Consider the following 14,838-nt stretch of genomic DNA (forward strand, 5'->3'; position numbering starts at 1 on the left):
TGGAAGGTCTGTTGTTCATGAAAAACATCGCTTATTTATCTATCATAGCTGGGGCAGCGCTTTGGGGTACAACCGGTTTATTCGTAACGAGGTTATATGACTACTCTTTTACACCTCTTGAGGTAGTAACGATACGCTTGAGCTTTGCCGCTATTTTACTGATTCTTTATTTAGCTATAGTAAAACCCTCTTACTTACTTATAAAGCTTCGCGATCTCCCATTCTTTATCGGAACTGGTATCGTAAGCATTGCATTTTTTAACTATTTCTTCTTTACCGTCATGGAGCAGGCTAGTATCTCTTTAGCAGTCGTCCTTCTCTATACTGGACCAGTATTTGTAGCCATAATCTCGCGATTTACATTCAAAGAAGCCTTTACACGAAATAAAACAATCGCACTCGTTCTCATGTTTATTGGATGCGCTTTTACAGTAGGACTCCTTCCTACAGGCTCTCTAAATGCTTCTATGATGACGATTTTATTTGGAATAGCATCTGGATTTTTTTATGCACTCTACAGCATCTTTGGCAAGTACGTGAGTGGACGCTATCATGCCTTAACCATTACTGTTTACTCCATGATAATTGGGAGCGCCTTTCTTCTTCCTGTCACGCAGATTTGGCAAAAAGCAGATGTCCTCCTCACGGCGCCCGTTTTGGCTAATGGAGTAAGCCTAGCGTTTTTTGCAACTGTTTTAGCCTATGTTTTTTATACAACGGGACTTAAAACGGTAGAATCAAGCCGCGCTGCAATACTTTCTACGATAGAACCTGTTGTTGCAATTATAATTGGTCTTCTCGTTTTTCAAGAAATCATTTCATTTTGGCAGTTCATGGGGATCGTTGCTATTTTAGGATCCGTATTACTAACCGTCGAGCGAAGAGCTACTAGGCGCTATCAACAGGCGAAAGCAGGGTAATCTTTGAGGAATGAACAATCAAACATTTTCTTCGCACGACTATTCCTTCGTCAGGCTAAACAGTTGACGAAGAAATATCCTCATGCGAAAATATACGTATCAGCACTTTATTCAGGTGAAGCGTTATTGCGTTTTAGTAAATGGGTATTGTGTGTTATTTAAAGGAGGATTTCCCCAATGACGAAAAAAATCCCAGCGCACCTGCGCCAATATACCGTTACACAAAACTATGATAACTATACACCAATTAACCATGCGGTGTGGCGCTATGTGATGAGACAAAACCATGAGACATTAAAGAATTTAGCACACGAAGCATACACAGATGGACTAACCGCTTCTGGAATCTCTATCGAACAAATACCTGACGTAGCAGAGATGAACGAAAAGCTTGGTCGCTTTGGACTTGGAGCCGCTACAATCGACGGTTTTATTCCGGGAGTCGCATTCTTTGATTTCCAATCCCACGGCATTCTGCCTGTAGTAGCAGAAATACGCAAGCTTGAAAATATTCAGTACACCCCTGCTCCAGATATGATTCACGAAGCAGCTGGCCATGCCCCTATTCTTGCTAATGAAACATACGCCGCGTATGTAAAACGATTTGGTGAAATCGGGAAAAAAGCGATTGCGACAAAAGAAGAGCATGATGTGTTTGAGGCTGTTCGAGCGTATTCAAACCTGCTTGAAAAAGGGAGTGCGACGAAAGAACAGCTTGAGGAAGCGCAACAAACTATCTCAGAAAAAGAATCTCTTGTAACTGGAGAATCAGAAGCGGAGCTTATAGGTCGTCTATACTGGTGGACAGTAGAGTACGGATTAATTGGCAAACTTGAGAATCCAAAAATTTACGGAGCTGGACTCCTCTCTTCTGTTGAAGAAGGTGGCAACATTTTAAGCGAAGAAGTGGAAAAGGTGCCTTATGAGGTTGATAAAGTAGTAAACACGACGTTTGATATTACGAAGCCACAGCCTCAACTATTCGTGACTGCTTCATTTGACGAATTGATGGAAGGGCTGGAGCAATTTGCTGAGACGATGGCTTTTCGTCGTGGTGGAACAGAAAGTGTTGATAAAGCAGTGGCATCTGGTAGCACGGCGACGATTGAATTATCATCTGGTTTACAGATAACAAGTACGTGGGAGCGTGGGGAACGAAATGAAGACGGTGAAGTGGTGTATCTTCAAGCCTCAAAACCTACTTCTCTTGCGGTAAATGATCTAGAAATTGATGGGCATGGTCGTCATACACACACCGATGGTTACGGAACTCCAATTGGACTATTAGAGGATGGTACGTCCCTTGAAGAAATGACTACAGAGCAGCTTGCCGAGGCTGGCATTTTAGTAGGTAGTCAAACAGAGCTTCGCTTTGCCTCTGGTGTAGTTGTTACTGGAACGGTTCATAACGTGTTAACTCATAACGGAAAGTCTATTTTGATCCAGTGGAAGAATGCTGTAGTTACACTTGGAGATAAGCGTTTGTTTGAGCCTGAATGGGGCGATTACGATATGGCAGTTGGAGCAACCATTCCTTCTGTCTTCGCTGGAGCTGCAGACAGCGAAGCCTACTTTGGAGAAGACCTTCCAGCAGAATCTACGCTCGCTCACGAACAGGAAGTAACCGAGCTAGATGAGTTATACGGTCGAGTTCGCACTGTCCGTGAACAAGAACTAAGCGATGGTGCACGCGAGCTCAAAGCTGTGCACGAATCGCTAAGTGAGTATCCGGAGGACTGGTTACTTCGCTTAGAAATTGTGGAAATCCTGGAGGAAACCGAAGCAGATCTTGACCTGCTTCAAGTCGTAAAAGAAGAGCTGAATGAGCTTCAACGCACAAAAAGCGAATTAAGCAAACTCATTCGAAACGGTTTACTCGTAGCTGAAAAGGCCCCACTAAAAAAATAGTTTTTGTGCTAGATCGGTTCAAGAGCCCGAGTTTTCTCAGGCTCTTTTTTGTATGGAAGTGAGTGGGTTGGTTGAAAGGTGCGTTAAAAGATTGCATTCCAAGTAGCTATCGCTTAAACCTGCGCATAAAGGCTTCAACTTGCGCGGTTTTTTTCTCTTTACGCAGTCGCACCTCTTTTTCGCGCGATTAGCCATGATTTTCACGCGGTCGACCCTCCGATTCGCGCGGTTCGCATCTCAACTTGCGCGGTTTTTTTCTCCTTACGCAGTCGCACCTCTTTTTCGCGCAATCCACCATGACTTTCGCGCGGTCGATCCTCCGATTCGCGCGGTTCGTACCTCAACTTGCGCGGTTTTTTTCTCCTTACGCAGTCGCACCTCTTTTTCGCGCAATCCACTATGATTTTCGCGCGGTCGACCCTCCGATTCGCGCGGTTCGCACCTCAACTTGCGCGGTTTTTTTCTCCTTACGCAGTCGCACCTCTTTTTCGCGCGATTAGCCCTCCCGGCTCGTGCGATCCCGCCTTCAACTCGCGCAATCCATTCAGAACCAACCTATTTTGCACGTGATTCCAACACAACACACTTAAAATCCCCACCTTCACAAAAAAAGAGAAGCCAACATCACTCACATCGGCCTCCCTACTTTATAAAAATCTGCCTTCCACTACTAACTAAAACCGTTACTTTGAATTTGTAAACCCTCCATCAATCCGGACAACTTCTCCGTTGATGTACTGAGCTTTTGACGTAAGAAGAAATGTCACTAATTCTGCTACTTCTTCAGAAGTCCCTAGGCGTTGTTGCGGGATTCCTTTTTCAGCGCTTGCTTTCATTTCTGGATTCGCATCAAAATATGCCTTAACCATTGGCGTTTCAGTTGGTCCTGGAGCCACTGCGTTCACCCTCAGACCGTCCTTCGCGTATTCCGCAACTAAACTTTTCGTCATACCAACAACAGCGTGTTTCGTTGCGGAATACGTTACAACCGTTGTTTGACCGATTACGCCTGCACTAGACGCCATATTAACGATCGATCCGCCTCCATTTTTCACCATAATTTCCGCTACATAGCGAACTCCGTACAGTGCACCAAGTAAATTAATTCCTACGATTTGTTCTATTTCTTCAATCTCTGTATCGAGGAAATAACCACCACTACCAGAAATACCTGCGTTATTAAAAAAGTAATCAATCCTACCAAAATTGTCCATTGTTGCTTCTACATACTTTTTTACATCTGCAGACTTAGACACATCGGCTCTTACGTACAAAGCATCGACGTTCTTTTCTTTCAAGATGCGAACCGCTTCTTTACCATGTTCATCATTAATGTCGACAATGACGATGTTAATACCCTGATCCGCTAACTTCATAGCGGTGGCATACCCTATTCCACTTCCTCCACCTGTTACAATCGCTGTTTTAGTCAACTAAAGCCCTCCTTTGATAGCGCTATCACAAATTGTGAGATAATAATAGCAAAAAAGAGCCTCCGTTTACAACGATCTAGTCTCCTAGCTATCACAAGTAACTTCGTTCACTCCTGATTTTTTACTTCATACGAAAGCAAACGACCTTCGTCTCCGTCATTTCCTCCATAGCAAACTTGATGCCTTCTCGTCCTACTCCCGATTCCTTTACGCCACCGAACGGCATGGCATCAACACGATAATCGCTACTATCGTTCACCATTACTCCTCCAACCTCTAAGTGTTCAATTGCATAAAACGCTTGATCAATAGAGGCTGTGAAGATACCAGCATGCAGACCGTAGTTTACGTCGTTTGCTTTCGCCACTCCTTCTTCTAGTGAATCAATTTGCTCAATGAGGACAACTGGTCCGAAAACCTCCTCGTGATAGATTGTTGCAGACGGAGGTACATCTACTAGCACCGTCGGCTCAAAAAATGCACCTTCCCGTTTTCCTCCAGCTAAAACTTTTGCACCACCTGCTACGGCTTCCTCTACCCACGCTTCCACTCGCTCTGCTTCTCTTGCTGAAATCATTGGACCAATATCGGTTGTATCAAGTAACTTATCCCCAACTCGGAGTGTCTGCGTTTTTTCTGCAGCTAAACGTACAAACTCCTCATACCTCTCACGCTCCACATAGATGCGCTGCACGCCGATACAATTTTGGCCAGCCGCTGAAAATCCTCCATCTACACAGCTAGAAGTAGCATCGTCCACATCGGCATCCTTGAGCACAATGACAGGAGAATTCGAGCCAAGCTCCATGCTGAGCTTTTTCTTACCGGCTAGCTTAGCGAGTTGATCGCCAGCCTCTGCTCCACCTGTGAAGGAGATCATTTTAATGCTTGGATGCTTGGCTAACACAGGACCTAGCTCCTGTCCAGAGCCTGTCACAACCGACAAATAGCCTTTAGGTAAACCAGATGCTTCGAGTGCTTCCGCAAGTAGCAAGGCACTTAATGGCGTAGCGGACGCCGGCTTTACGATCACCGGATTCCCAACCGCGAGCGCTGGTCCCACCTTATGCGCAACAAGATTAAGCGGATCATTAAAAGGCGTAATTGCAGCAACAATCCCCATTGGTAATCGCATGTAATAGCCGTGACGCCGCTCACTTCCCGGTCGCTGATCAAACGGAATCGTCTCGCCGTGCATGCGTCTAGCTTCTTCGCTACTAATGCGCAGAGTTGTGACCGCTCTCGTTACCTCTGCTCTCGCCTCTCGAATCGTCTTGCTCCCTTCAAGCGCAATTGTATGGGCGTATGTCTCTGCTCGATCTTCTATATAATCAGCTGCTCGTGCTAAGACTCGAATGCGCTCGTGCGTTGCCCAAGACTTTTTTTGACGAAACATGGATTCCGTTCGCTCAATCACTTCTGTAAGAAACGCACCAGTCGCTTTTGGCACCGTAGCAATCGTGATGCCATTCTGAGGATTAATCACATCAAACGTCTCCTGTAAATGCACCCATTCTCCACAGCTAAAGATTGCTTGCTCTCTCGTTTGAGTCTGCATCATGCTCCCCCCTAGTTAACAGTGATGAACCTTTTTTGATAGTGAACTAAGTCAATGAGTAGTGAAAACCCCGTCTCTGTTAAACCTGCGCCGGCTCCCGTTAAGAAAATTGGTCCAGCTAAATCACAGTCATATAAAATAGCGTTTGTGGCACCAGCAACAGTAGCTAACGGGTCCGTTTCATCAATCCGTTCTGGCTGGACTTTTGCAGTTACTTCACTACCCTCTTGTGTAATAGACGCAATGAGTCGAATCCGCTTCTTAGCTTTGATAGCCTCCTTTAGATCGTCACTCGTAACGGAGGTTATCCCTGTACACGTGACATCATCGACGGCTAGTTCTTTCCCTAGCACCACATTCGCTAAGATGACCGCTTTATACCTCGCGTCATAGCCCTCAACATCACTTGTCGGGTCCGCTTCTGCATAGCCATACGCTTGCGCTTGCTTTAACGCCTCCTCATAGCTTAGCCCCTTCTCCATCTCTGTTAACATATAGTTTGTTGTCCCGTTTAAGATTCCGCGAATTTCTTTTATATCATTCCCAACAAGCGTTTCCAGCGGAAGGCGAAGCGCTGGAGTACCACTCATCACTGTCCCTTCAAATCCAAAATAGCAATTATTCGCTTCCGCTAATTCTGAAAGCTCCTTATACGCTAAGGCGAGAGGTCCTTTATTCGTTGTCACGACACTTTTCCCTGCCTCAAACGCAACTCTTACATGATCAATTGCTGGTTGACCTGTGACCACGTTTGTATACGTCACCTCTACAATGACATCCGCATTTGTATCCTTGATTGTCTGTAAGCTCGTTAATCCCCTTGCCACTTGTCGATCCTGGTAGGAATCTAAGCTACCTGATTTACCAGCCTCTAATAGCTTTTGTACGTCTAACCCAGATGGATCATATAGCGAGCCTTTCAGCATATCACTTACAGCTACAACCTGGAATGGCATCGTTTGTTTTTCCTCTAGAAGTCGTACTAGCGCCTGCCCTACTCCTCCAAAGCCTACAAACGCGAGTTTTACTGTCATCCTACCGCCTCCTTTGCCACCGCGGCAAATGCCTGCTCTAAATCCGCAAGGAGATCATCAATATCCTCAATACCTGCGGAATAGCGAATCAACCCTTCCGGAATGCCCATCGCCGCTCGCTCCTCTGGCGTACACTCTACGTGACTCGTCGTGCGTGACGGTCCTACAATTGTTTCCACCGCGCCAAGATTAGCCGCCCTATTTGCAAAGCGTAGCTTAGGTAGCAGATCTCGCACCGTCTCCACCCCACCTTTGACAGAAAAACTGAGCATACCGCCAAATCCAGACATTTGCTCCTTCGCAATATCATGGTGCGGATGGGTTGGTAAACCAGGATAAAAAACATCTTCTACTAAGTCCACGGATTGGAGATACCTTGCTACCTGCATGGCATTTGCGTTTTGTCGCTCAATGCGAAGACTCAGCGTTTTCATGCCACGTAAGAGCAGATACGCCGCCATCGGATCAAGCGTCGCGCCGTTGATTTCTCGGTAGTGATAGACCTGCTCCACGAGCTCATGGCTACCGCACAGGACGCCGCCTAACGCATCGGCGTGCCCGCCTAAAAATTTTGTCGCGCTATGCAACACGAGATCTACGCCAAGTGCAAGTGGATTTTGATTAATCGGTGTCGCAAACGTATTGTCCACCACGACGATTGCACCTGCCTGCTTCCCAGCCTTCGCCATGCGCGCAATATCCGTGATTTTTACCGTTGGATTCGTCGGCGTCTCCAAATAGAGGATTTTACAACCCTTCGCCACCTCCGCTTCAATTGCGGCATGATCACCGGTATCACAGAGTACGACTTCAATATGCTGTCTAGGTAAAAATTCCGTGAAGATTTTATTCGTGCCTCCATACGTATCCTTGATTGAGACGATTCGATCTCCTGGCGTTAAAAAAGTGCCAAGCGTATTGCTAATTGCCGCCATTCCTGTGGAAAAGCTAGTAGCAGCCTCGGCCGATTCTAACGCTTTGACTTTATCTTCAAACGCTTGAACAGTCGGGTTCGTATTCCGTCCATAAATGTGCCCCTTCTTCTTTCCAATCGCCACGTCGTACCATTCATCCATATCGTCATAGCCGAATGAGACACTGTGCACAACTGGTACCTGCGTTGCTCCAAACGCTAAATAATCCTTCTCCCCTGCCCAGATTGCTTTTGTCCCCATAGTTGGTTCTTTCCTTGTCATAGTGACTCCTCCTCATCATGATTAAATTAAGATATTTCTCCTCCGTGCTGATTGAGTAAAAACGGATGCTGAACGATCAGTTCACGTGGATAGTTCGTAAACGTTGCTGCTCCTGCTTCTGTAATGCGAATCGTCTCGCTAATTTCAATACCAAAGTTGTCATACCATAGAGCTGGAATAAGATGAAAGGTCATATTCGGTTCAAGGACGGTGTTGTCTCCTTTACGAATGCTTGCCGTATGCTCGCCCCAATCAGGTGGATAACCGAGCCCTACGGAGTAGCCAAGTCGCGCTTCTTTTTCTAGCCCGTAGCGTGCTATTACGTTTCTCCAGGCAGCCTCAAGATCACTGCAGGTAACTCCTGGCTTAGCCTTTTGCAGGACTGCTTCTATCCCCTCCGTGACGATTGGCGCAAGCTTTAGTAGGGCGTCGTTTGGTTGACCAATACTCACCGTCCGGGCAAGCGGCACGTGATAGCGCTTGTAGCAACCTGCGAGCTCCACGATGACCGAATCCCCTTCTTGGAACTTCCTTTCTGACCACGTCAGATGCGGGATTCCGGTATTGGATCCTGCTGGCATGAGTGGCACGATCGACGGGTAATCCCCGCCCGATTCCTCCGTGCCCGAGACAAGATGATAAAAAATCGCTGCCGCGGCATCGCATTCTCGCACATTCGCCCTGATCGCCTCTAACCCGTGGTGCATCGCCTTATCCGCGATCGTAGCTGCTTTTTGCATGTAAGAGAGCTCCGTTGGTGATTTAATTAGCCTAACTCGATTGACGAGCAAGTCCCCGTCTACAAAGGTAGCGTTCGGTAGTGCTCGTTGCAGTCGTGCAAATGCTTTTGCTGAAAAGTAGTAGTTATCCATCTCCACTCCAAGACGTCTTGTACCCTGCCCAATTTGCTGCAATATTTCTCCGATAAAGTCCATCGGATGATCATCGGTTGCAGCATGCACATAAAAGTCGGGATACGCGATAATATTTTCGTCATAAACCCAAGTAGTGAGCTTGGCTCCATTCGCATCCTGATAGCGCCCAAACCAGAGTGGCTGCGGTTCATCAATAATGATCGCGACCATCTGATGCACATAAAACGACCACGCATCGTAGCCTGTGATGTAATTCATGTTGGAGGGATCTGTGAGAAGAAGCACATCGATATTCCTCTCCGCCATTCTCTCTTTTGTCTGTAGCAAACGCTCCTGATATTCCGTTAAATCAAACGGTAGCATGGCCATCCCCCTCTTTTTATTAAGTGTATGGTACCTGCTTTTACTATAGTAATTATTAGGAGAAGATGTGATGACCAAAGTGTATGAATGTTCAGATAGTTTTGTTAGACAGTTTGGTGGGGGTGTGGGGTGAGACGGCTGGGATTGATTAACTTGGGTTTCTCTGTGATTAACCGGAATCGTACCTCGATTATCCGTTTTTCCTCTTTCATTATCCGAAATCGTACTTCGATTATCCGTCTTTCCTCTTTCATTATCCGAAATCGTGCCTCGATTATCCGTCTTTCCTCTTTCATTATCCGAAATCGTACTTCGATTATCCGTCTTTCCTCTTTCATTATCCGAAATCGTACCTCGATTATTCGAATTCCAACTTTAATTAACCGAACTTTACCTCCGATTAACCGTTTACTCGCTTCGATTATCCAAATATCGTCCCACATCAAAAAGGGAACGAGGGCATCAACAATGCCCTCGTTCCTTCTTTCTATCTTCTACCTTATTAAACTAGCCATGCATTGTCTGGATTGCCGTAGTTTGCGAAGACGCGATCACGTGCTTCATTTGCTAGCTTTTGAATGCGTTTCATATCTACGTTTATTAGTCGCCCATCTCGTTTGACTGCTTTTCCTGCGACAAAGACAGAGTCTACGTTACCGGTGTGTGCGCATTGTACGACCGTGCCGATTGGATCGTTGAGTGGGAACATGTTTGTATCTGTCTTCCTGATCATAATAACGTCTGCTTGTTTACCTGGTGTCAGCGATCCGATTTTATTTTCTAAAAGAAGCGCTTTGGCACCCTCGATCGTGGCCATGTCGAGCACCTCTTGCGCTTTAATGTGCAGCTCAGGTCCGGGCATGACCTGATCATTCAATTGATGGTCATTCACGCGCGCTCGCTCCGCTTGAAGCGCAAACTTCATTTGGGCAAACATATCGCCGCCTGTGGAGGTGACAACGTCTACGCCCAGGCTTGGCTTCACGCCATTCTCCAAGCTGAGACCAATGGCCGGATATCCATGGCCCATCATCATCTCGACCTCTGGGGTTGCAGAAATAGAGCCACCGTGGTCACGGAGAAGACGCATCTCTTCAGGACTAATGGCGTTTGCGTGCACAAAGTTGAGGTCTGGACCGAGTAGGTTGGCTGCATGCAGCTTTTCAATCGAACGATCGACTGCGCCCCACGTACCGAAGCCTAAATGCATCGAGGTAACGCCGCCAATTTCTCTACCAAAACGAATCTCTTCAGCAGCAGTCTCGAATGAGCTAAACTCTGGACCGCGTATAGCGAGACCCATTGTTAAACGCGCATCATTCGAGTTAAAGTGCGTCTTTTTAATATGCTTCGCTTCCTCTATCGTTGTTAACATACTCTCACGGTTCCAGTATTCTTCTTCTCCAGGGCTACCGTGAGCAAAGACTGCCCGAATCCCGGACTCATCAAGACCACGAATCATTTCCTCCGTATGGTCACGCGACATGATCATCGTCCAGTCCAAAATGGTCGTAACCCCTGCATCTAATGCTTCCAGTGCACCTAACAGGTTGCCAATATAATCATCCTCTGGCGTTCGTTTAGAGCCAATGTTGCCAAAGTAAATACTACCTAAGTATTTTTGAAGTGACCAGTCAGTGCCTACATTACGCACGACGGATTCCCACGTGTGCCGATGGCTATCAACAAAACCAGGCATCACGATCATGTCCGATGCATCAACTACCTCTGCGTCTGGCGCATCTATGGAAGGTGCTACCTGCTTGATTTTTTCTCCTTCTATGAGGACGTCTGCCACCGTAAAATTCCCAACCTGTTTGTCTTGAGAAAGGACAGTTCCTCCTTTTAGCAACGTTTGCTTCATCTACGATCAACTCCTAAAAAAGATACTTACGTATATACACCTCCCCACTTTTTTTCACCACAAAACACGCAAGAATCTATAAATGCAGGATCTACTTGTTGGGTGGGGAGGATTTGTTTGACGATGCATTTCTACCTCCACGGCGTGGATTTCCTCCTTGCCAGTCTGCATTCTTACTCACGCTGTCTGCATTTCACCCTCGTTCGTGTGCATTTAAGTTGATCGCAAGAACCCCCACTCTATCTCAACACAAAATTCCCTTCACCTTTCCGACCATCACTAAAACAAAAAAAAGAGAAGGACCCAACACAACTCGTCGGTCCCTCTCTATCACTAAAACATCCTCTATCCAACTATTAGTCATGATCAACGCCGTTCTTTAGCATAGAAAGCCGAATACATAGCTCTAGTAAAAAAACATCATCCGCATCAACTAAGGAGAGCTGCGTTAAGGATTCAATGTTGCGCAAGCGATATAGCAAAGATTGCCGATGCAAATGAAGCTCGCGTGCGGTTTGGCTCACGTTGCCATTATGCTTGTTATACATCATAAATGTATGCACTAAATCCGTCTGTCGTTTAGCGTCATAGTCTAACAAGGGTTGAATCGTATCCTCCATCACATCAAAAACTTCCGGCTTATCAAGCATCGTAAGAAGAAGACGCTTAATCCGAGTGTCCTTATAAAACGTGCGCTCCACACTCGAGCGCAGACCAATATCAAGCGCAGCTTTCGCCTCTACATAGCTTTGTTTAAAGCTATCACGCTTTGCCGCAATTCCCCAATTCAGTCCCACCTCCGTGAGTAGCTCGTTAAGGCGCCGATCAACCGTATCCAAAAATTGATTCGCCGACTCTGCTAATAAATGATGATCCGTCTCCAAATAAATAATCACTTCCCCTTCATCAAACGTAACCATCACTCGCTTTGACAGAAACTGAGCCGCATTTGCTACCTCACGCTGAATGTAATAGTTCACATTTTGGAGAGACGAAGTAGTAGGACTATCCTGCTTAAAGGACGGGAAGTCTCCTACCTTTTTTCTTAAATGAATATCTCCGACGATACATAAATAGGTGAGATTGAGGTCATAGCCAAGTTTTTGAGCCTTCGAACTGAGTGTACTGTCCTCGGTGACTATGCCACGCGCAAGCTCCAGTAAAAAGGTATCTTTAAGACGTATCTCGGCCGTCTCAACAGCATCCTCTTGGACAAAAAATAGCGCACAGGCTGTGAGTGCATGCTCTAAAATCGTCAAGTGAAACCAGGATAGCGTACTAGAAGGGTGCGGAAACCAAATATAGCCTAGCTTACGGTGGCTGGCCTCAATTTGAATCGTGCTATAAACCGTATCCTGGTAGTTATAGCTCTCAATATAAGGATATAAAGGATGATCAGAAATAGGAGATTCCGACTCTGCGAGTGGTAAATCGTTTACCGATAAAACGGGTGGATTGGACTTAATATGCGCTCGAACAGTTTCCTTATTATCTATAATAATAGGTGACAAAGACGTGTGATCATGAAGGAGCTCGCATATTGCCTGTACATCGGTTGTTTGTAAAACGATATTGATAAACTGTCTTCGAATTCGCTCACTTTCCTCCCGCTCACTTCGCTTTTGATGATTAATAACGTGGAGCACCGCTTGAATCGCATCACCAAATCGTACTTCCCAAGGAATCTCTACAATAATAAACTCATGCTCATTAGCTAAAGTTAAAATCGAGTCTGGGATCGTGAAGATAAATCTGCCGGTTGCGATCCCTAACATAGAAGCTCCTGAGTCGATTACGTCCCTCACGAATTGCTCCAACAGGACGTAGTCGCCGTGACAACCGATGCCTGTCGTCAACACAAATTCATTCTCACGAACAAAATTCTCGACTGGAAGCTCCATCACTGATATCCATTCGATGTAATTTTGCGCTAAAAAAGACGTCCCCGCTCGGACTTTGGCATGTTCAAAAATAGGCGCTTGTAAAATTTCAGCTGCGACTGTCATACGATCACCTCACTTGTAAAGATCATTTTACCAGAATAATCAGAACAATTATATTGTTGCCTGAATATCCCATATTTCCATATGTTTCTTTGGTATTTGCAGAAAATATGGGAGACATTGGGTAGCTGATTAAATTAATTGTTGTGAAAAGGGTTTCTTCCTAAATTCTTTTCAAATTCCCCCTTACAAAGCCTAGGGGATATGTTATATTAATATTCGCACAATTTTTGCACTTTAACGTTTAAAAGGAGGAAAATTTTACATGAGTTCACAACATGCTCCTCGTGAGCAATGGGCTTCTAAGCTCGGCTTTATGTTAGCCGCTCTTGGATCAGCCGTTGGTTTAGGAAATATTTGGCGTTTTTCATATGTTGCCGGTGAAAGTGGTGGTGGAGCCTTTCTTCTCGTCTATTTATTATGTATCGTAGCAATTGGTATACCGATTGTGTTAGCAGAATTTGCGATCGGGCGTCGTTCACAGAGCGATGTCGTAGGATCCTTCCAATCTCTAGCACCAGGGAAGCCTTGGGTATTGGCCGGTTATTTAGGTGTTGCTTCAGCATTTATCATTCTTTCTTTCTACGGGGTCGTTGCCGGTTGGTCCCTCCATTACTTTATTCAGTACTTTGCAGGTGGTCCTTCTCTTGAAGGTGGAATGTCTTATGGTGATTACTTCGGTGCCTTCACATCTAACATGGTCCAACCACTATTTTGGCAGTTTGCATTTATGGCATTAACGGTTGGAATTGTTTTTGTAGGTGTTAAAAAAGGAATCGAGCTTAGTAACAAAATCTTGATGCCACTTTTAGCTATTTTAGTAATCGTACTTGCGGGCTACAGCTTGACTTTAGGTGGAGCATCCGAAGCGATCAGCTTCCTGTTTTCACCTGACTGGAGCGCTCTAGGTGAGCCTGCTGTCTGGTTCTCCGCTCTATCTCAAGCCTTCTTCTCTCTAAGCTTAGGTATGGGGGCTCTTATTACGTACGGAAGCTATTTAAATCAAAAAGAAAAACTACCTGGGGCTGCTGTTGGCGTCTCCATCATGGACTCTGGCTTTGCCATTATCGCAGGTTTAATGATTTTCCCTGCAGTATTCGCATTTGGTATCGCTCCGGACTCTGGTCCTGGACTCGTGTTCATTACTCTACCTGAAATTTTTAATAATCTATCCTTAGGTACTTTATTTGGACTACTATTCTTCTTCCTACTAACTGCTGCAGCCATTTCTTCTGGTGTATCGCTGTTAGAGGTTGCTGTCGCATTCTTCATGCGTCAAATGAATTGGACACGCCAAAAAGCTGCACTAATCATTGGTACGATCATCTTCCTTATCGGATTACCGTCGTCCTTTAGCTTCGGTGCTTGGTCAGATGTTACCGTTCTAGGCGATCGAAGCATCTTCGATTCCATGGACTTCTTAGCATCCTACATCTTCCTTCCTGTCGGCGGATTCATCATCGCCCTCTTTGTCGGTTGGGGATGGAAAAAAGCCGATGCCCTTGCTGCAGGAGATCTACAAGGATCTGCTATCGGGATCGTTTGGATTTGGATTTTACGAATTGCAGCTCCAATAGCTATCCTACTTGTATTCCTTTATTCAACAGGTTTATTAAACCTTATTACTGGAGAATAGTAGTGGGTCATGCAAGGAGCACGCGATTCCTTTTGGGAATTGCGTGCT

At 45.7% G+C, this 14,838-nt stretch carries 10 protein-coding genes; 3 read left to right on the forward strand and 7 right to left on the reverse strand.

The window, feature by feature from the left end; translation table 11 throughout:
- The first annotated feature begins 17 nt into the window (after nucleotides 1-17).
- Entirely contained in the window at nucleotides 18-920 is a 903-nt protein-coding gene (locus tag FLK61_RS14615; RefSeq protein WP_176010127.1) for an EamA family transporter, read from the forward strand.
- A gap of 177 nt (nucleotides 921-1,097) precedes the next feature.
- Nucleotides 1,098-2,828: an aromatic amino acid hydroxylase gene (locus tag FLK61_RS14620; RefSeq protein WP_176010128.1), complete on the forward strand. Its 1,731-nt coding sequence runs from the start codon at nucleotides 1,098-1,100 to the stop codon at nucleotides 2,826-2,828.
- 683 nt (nucleotides 2,829-3,511) lie between these two features.
- Here the strand turns inward: FLK61_RS14620 and FLK61_RS14625 are convergent.
- The 7 genes from FLK61_RS14625 to FLK61_RS14655 form a co-directional block, all read right to left on the reverse strand.
- Nucleotides 3,512-4,261 (reverse strand): SDR family NAD(P)-dependent oxidoreductase, encoded by a 750-nt coding sequence (locus FLK61_RS14625; RefSeq protein WP_176010129.1) that lies wholly within the window; start codon nucleotides 4,259-4,261, stop codon nucleotides 3,512-3,514.
- A gap of 121 nt (nucleotides 4,262-4,382) precedes the next feature.
- Entirely contained in the window at nucleotides 4,383-5,822 is a 1,440-nt protein-coding gene (locus tag FLK61_RS14630; RefSeq protein WP_430708763.1) for an aldehyde dehydrogenase family protein, read from the reverse strand.
- An 8-nt stretch (nucleotides 5,823-5,830) separates the two neighbouring features.
- Nucleotides 5,831-6,853 (reverse strand): homoserine dehydrogenase, encoded by a 1,023-nt coding sequence (locus tag FLK61_RS14635; RefSeq protein WP_176010130.1) that lies wholly within the window; start codon nucleotides 6,851-6,853, stop codon nucleotides 5,831-5,833.
- Nucleotides 6,850-8,049: a cystathionine gamma-synthase family protein gene (locus tag FLK61_RS14640; RefSeq protein ID WP_176010131.1), complete on the reverse strand. Its 1,200-nt coding sequence runs from the start codon at nucleotides 8,047-8,049 to the stop codon at nucleotides 6,850-6,852. The genes FLK61_RS14635 and FLK61_RS14640 overlap by 4 nt, the downstream gene beginning before the upstream one ends.
- A 26-nt stretch (nucleotides 8,050-8,075) precedes the next feature.
- On the reverse strand, nucleotides 8,076-9,287 hold the full coding sequence (locus FLK61_RS14645) for a M24 family metallopeptidase (RefSeq protein ID WP_176010132.1): 1,212 nt from the start codon (nucleotides 9,285-9,287) through the stop codon (nucleotides 8,076-8,078).
- Nucleotides 9,288-9,789: 502 nt separating this feature from the next.
- The gene (locus tag FLK61_RS14650; RefSeq protein ID WP_176010133.1) at nucleotides 9,790-11,151 is read right to left on the reverse strand and encodes an amidohydrolase family protein; all 1,362 of its coding nucleotides are present in this window, start codon (nucleotides 11,149-11,151) and stop codon (nucleotides 9,790-9,792) included.
- A 356-nt stretch (nucleotides 11,152-11,507) separates the two neighbouring features.
- A complete protein-coding gene (locus tag FLK61_RS14655; RefSeq protein ID WP_176010134.1) occupies nucleotides 11,508-13,157 on the reverse strand; it encodes a PucR family transcriptional regulator in 1,650 nt (549 codons plus the stop codon).
- Nucleotides 13,158-13,419: 262 nt separating this feature from the next.
- Here FLK61_RS14655 and FLK61_RS14660 point away from each other — a divergent pair, with 262 nt between their 5' ends.
- On the forward strand, nucleotides 13,420-14,790 hold the full coding sequence (locus FLK61_RS14660; protein WP_176010135.1) for a sodium-dependent transporter: 1,371 nt from the start codon (nucleotides 13,420-13,422) through the stop codon (nucleotides 14,788-14,790).
- Nucleotides 14,791-14,838: the final 48 nt, after the last annotated feature.

Origin of the sequence: Paenalkalicoccus suaedae, assembly GCF_006965545.2 — a bacterium.
GTDB classification, from domain to species: Bacteria; Bacillota; Bacilli; order Bacillales; family Salisediminibacteriaceae; genus Paenalkalicoccus; species Paenalkalicoccus suaedae.

Excerpts from the sequence above, each read along its gene's own strand:
- FLK61_RS14615 (WP_176010127.1), top strand. The coding sequence starts at position 18 with ATGAAAAACATCGCTTATTTATCTATCATAGCTGGGGCAGCGCTTTGG.
- FLK61_RS14620 (WP_176010128.1), top strand. The coding sequence starts at position 1,098 with ATGACGAAAAAAATCCCAGCGCACCTGCGCCAATATACCGTTACACAA.
- FLK61_RS14630 (WP_430708763.1), bottom strand. The coding sequence starts at position 5,822 with ATGATGCAGACTCAAACGAGAGAGCAAGCAATCTTTAGCTGTGGAGAA.
- FLK61_RS14635 (WP_176010130.1), bottom strand. The coding sequence starts at position 6,853 with ATGACAGTAAAACTCGCGTTTGTAGGCTTTGGAGGAGTAGGGCAGGCG.
- FLK61_RS14640 (WP_176010131.1), bottom strand. The coding sequence starts at position 8,049 with ATGACAAGGAAAGAACCAACTATGGGGACAAAAGCAATCTGGGCAGGG.
- FLK61_RS14645 (WP_176010132.1), bottom strand. The coding sequence starts at position 9,287 with ATGCTACCGTTTGATTTAACGGAATATCAGGAGCGTTTGCTACAGACA.
- FLK61_RS14650 (WP_176010133.1), bottom strand. The coding sequence starts at position 11,151 with ATGAAGCAAACGTTGCTAAAAGGAGGAACTGTCCTTTCTCAAGACAAA.
- FLK61_RS14655 (WP_176010134.1), bottom strand. The coding sequence starts at position 13,157 with ATGACAGTCGCAGCTGAAATTTTACAAGCGCCTATTTTTGAACATGCC.
- FLK61_RS14660 (WP_176010135.1), top strand. The coding sequence starts at position 13,420 with ATGAGTTCACAACATGCTCCTCGTGAGCAATGGGCTTCTAAGCTCGGC.